Source organism: Calidithermus chliarophilus DSM 9957 (assembly GCF_000430045.1).
In the GTDB taxonomy this organism is placed as follows: domain Bacteria; phylum Deinococcota; class Deinococci; order Deinococcales; family Thermaceae; genus Calidithermus; species Calidithermus chliarophilus.
The window spans coordinates 97,218-100,104 of record NZ_KE387025.1; the positions used below are offsets into that span (position 1 = coordinate 97,218).

At 73.4% G+C, this 2,887-nt stretch carries 3 protein-coding genes; all 3 read right to left on the reverse strand.

Annotation, left to right across the window (positions count from 1 at the left end):
* Positions 1-537: lysophospholipid acyltransferase family protein (locus tag MEICH_RS25360; protein WP_169730689.1), on the reverse strand; the 537-nt coding region annotated here is incomplete at its 3' end.
* A 28-nt stretch (positions 538-565) separates the two neighbouring features.
* Positions 566-937, reverse strand: coding sequence for an ArsR/SmtB family transcription factor (locus MEICH_RS0115470; protein WP_027893377.1), 372 nt, complete (start codon positions 935-937; stop codon positions 566-568).
* A 48-nt stretch (positions 938-985) separates the two neighbouring features.
* The coding region (locus MEICH_RS25365; RefSeq protein WP_084542370.1) for a heavy metal translocating P-type ATPase at positions 986-2,887 on the reverse strand (1,902 nt) is incomplete at its 5' end.

A 2,887-nucleotide genomic window follows, 5' to 3' on the forward strand; every position in this document is an offset into this window, starting at 1 on the left:
ACCGCCTTCAGGCCCAGCGCGAAGGCGATGTTCTGCGCCACGACCCGCATCGTGTCCCGCGAGAGCCGCACCAGCTCGGCTACCCCCCGCACCGAGCCCCGCAGCACGTTTTTTTTTTAGGGGCACCAGCGGCACCCCGGCCCGCGCGGCGAAGTAGGCGGCCCCCCGCTCCAGCGGCCCCAGCCCGCCCTGCGGGCGCAGCGCCCCCTCGGGGAAGAGGGCCAGGCTCTCCCCTTTCCGCAGGGCGTGCAGGGCCGGGCGCAGCTCGTGGGTGCCCAGTGCCCCCAGCAGGCGCAGGAGGGGGAAGGCCTCGAGGTTCTCCCGCGCGATCATGAGCCGGCCCGGGCGGCGGTGGGCCTGCAGGAGGGCATAGGCCAGGTAGCCGTCGAAGAAGCTGTGGTGGTTGGCCGCCAGTACCAGCGGCCCGCCGGGCAGCTCGCCGCGCAGGTAGACCCCGCGCAGCCGCCGCAGGCTCGAGTAGACCATCCCCCGCAGGACGGGGCGCAGGGCCCGGGCGAAGGGGCGGTCCTCCCTCATGTCTTCAGACCATCGCAGCGGGGCCGCCTCAGCCGGGCTCCTGGGCGTGCTCGAGCGCGCTGCGGATGAGCTCGGTGACGTGGTGGTCCATCAGCCGGTAGTAGGCCATGCGCCCCTCCTTGCGGAAGGCCACCAGCCGCTCCTCCCGCAGCAGCCTTAGCTGGTGGCTCACCGCCGACTCGCTGGTGCCGGTGAGGGCGGCGAGGTCGCACACGCACAGCTCGGTCGCGGCCAGCGCGGCCAGGATGCGCAGCCGGGTGGGGTCGCTCACCGCCTTGAGCAGGCTGCTCGCCCGCGCCACGCGCGCCTCGTCGGGCACGGCCCGGCGGGCCGTCTCGAGGGCTTCGGGGTGGATGCCCCGCTCCTCGCAGGCGGCGGCTCGGTCTAAAGCGGTCGGCATCGCGATAACCTCGTCTCGAGTATGCCACAGGCCACAGGCCGCGGGCGGCTAGCGGAAGCGCAGCAGCCGCAGCGAGTTCAGCGTGACCAGCGCGGTGGCCCCGGTGTCGGCCAGGACGGCGGGCCACAAACCGGTGATGCCCAGCAGCGTGGTGGCCAGGAACACCGCCTTCAGGCCCAGCGCGAAGGCGATGTTCTGCGCCACGACCCGCATCGTGTCCCGCGAGAGCCGCACCAGCTCGGCTACCCCCCGCACCGAGCCCCGCAGCACGGCGGCGTCGGCGGTCTCGAGGGCCACGTCGGTGCCCCCTCCCATGGCGATGCCCACGTCGGCCCGGGCCAGGGCGGGCGCGTCGTTGATGCCGTCGCCCACCATCGCCACGGGGCGGCCCTGCCCCAGCTCGCCCACGGCGCGGAGCTTGTCCTCGGGCATCAGCTCGGCCCGCACCTCCAGGCCCAGCCCCTCGGCGACGGCCCTGCCCGTGCGGGCGTTGTCGCCGGTGAGCATCACGCAGCGCACCCCCAGGCCCTCCAGCCGGGCCAGCGCCTCGCGGGCGTCGGGCCGCGGCTCGTCCCGCAGGGCGATGAGGCCCAGCGGGGTGGGCGGGTTCAGCAGCACCACCACGGTCTTGCCCTGGAGTTCCATCGCCTCGATCTGCCCGGCTACCTCTGCGGCCAGGGGAGCGAGTTCGGCTGCGTACCTGGGCGAGCCGACCACCAGGGTTCGGCCCTGCACCATGGCTTGTGCCCCCTTGCCCTGGACGGCCTGCTGGTCGCTGGAAGGGGGCAGCGTGGCCCCCACCTCGTCGGCCTTCTCCACGATGGCTTTGGCCAGGGGGTGGGAGGAGCCCTGTTCGACCGCAGCGGCGAGGCCCAGCAGTTCGGCCTCGGAGCCTTCCAGAGCAACCACATCGGTCACCCGGGGCCGCCCCTCGGTGAGGGTGCCGGTCTTGTCGAAGGCGACGGTGCGGACGCGGGCGAGGGTCTCCAGCACCGCGCCCCCCTTGATCAGCAGGCCCCGCCGCGCCCCCGCCGAGATGGCCGAGGTGATGGCCGCCGGCACCGAGAGCACCAGCGCGCAGGGGCAGCCGATGAGCAATAGCGCCAGCGCCTTGTAGAGCCACTCGTGCCAGGCTCCGCCCAGGAACAGGGGGGGCACCACCGCGATCAAGGTCGCGATCGCCAGGACCCCAGGGGTGTAGTAGCGGCTGAAGCGGTCGATGAAGCGGGCGGTGGGGGCTTTGGACCCCTGGGCCTCCTCGACGAGGTGGATGATGCGGGCAATGGTGTTGTCGGAGGGGTCCTTGTCCACCCGCACGGCGAGCACCCCGTCGGTGTTGATGGAGCCAGCAAACACGCGGTCACCGGGGCCCTTGCTGACCGGCACCGATTCTCCGGTCACCGGCGAGTCGTCCAGGGCCGAGAACCCGCTCAGGATGGTGCCGTCGGCGGGGACCCGCCCGCCCGGGCGCACCTGCACCACCTGCCCGACCCGCAGGCTACTGGCGGGGACCTCGCGGGTACGGATGTCTTCCCCTTCCCCCTCGAGGAGGAAGGCGGTCTTGGGGGCCAAGGCGGCCAGGGCTTTGATCCCTGCTCTGGCCCTTCCGGCGGCGATGCCTTCCAGCAGCTCGCCCACCGCAAACAGGAAGACCACCACCGCGGCCTCGGGGGCCTCGCCGATCACGACCGCGCCGATGGCAGCGATGGTGACCAGGGTGTTGATGCCGAAGGGGTTGCCCAGCCTTACCCCCGCCCAGGTCTTGCGGGCCAGCGGCCAGACCCCGACTAGCGTGGCGGCGACGTAGCCCCATTGCGCAAGGCGGGGCTCGAGGAAGCCGAAGGCGAAGGCCGCCGCCAGCAGGGCCCCGCTGAGGAGCACCCCGCGCCCCTGGCGGGTGGCGTGCCAGGGCCGGCCCTCGTGCGGGTGGGCGGGGTCAGGCGGGGCCTC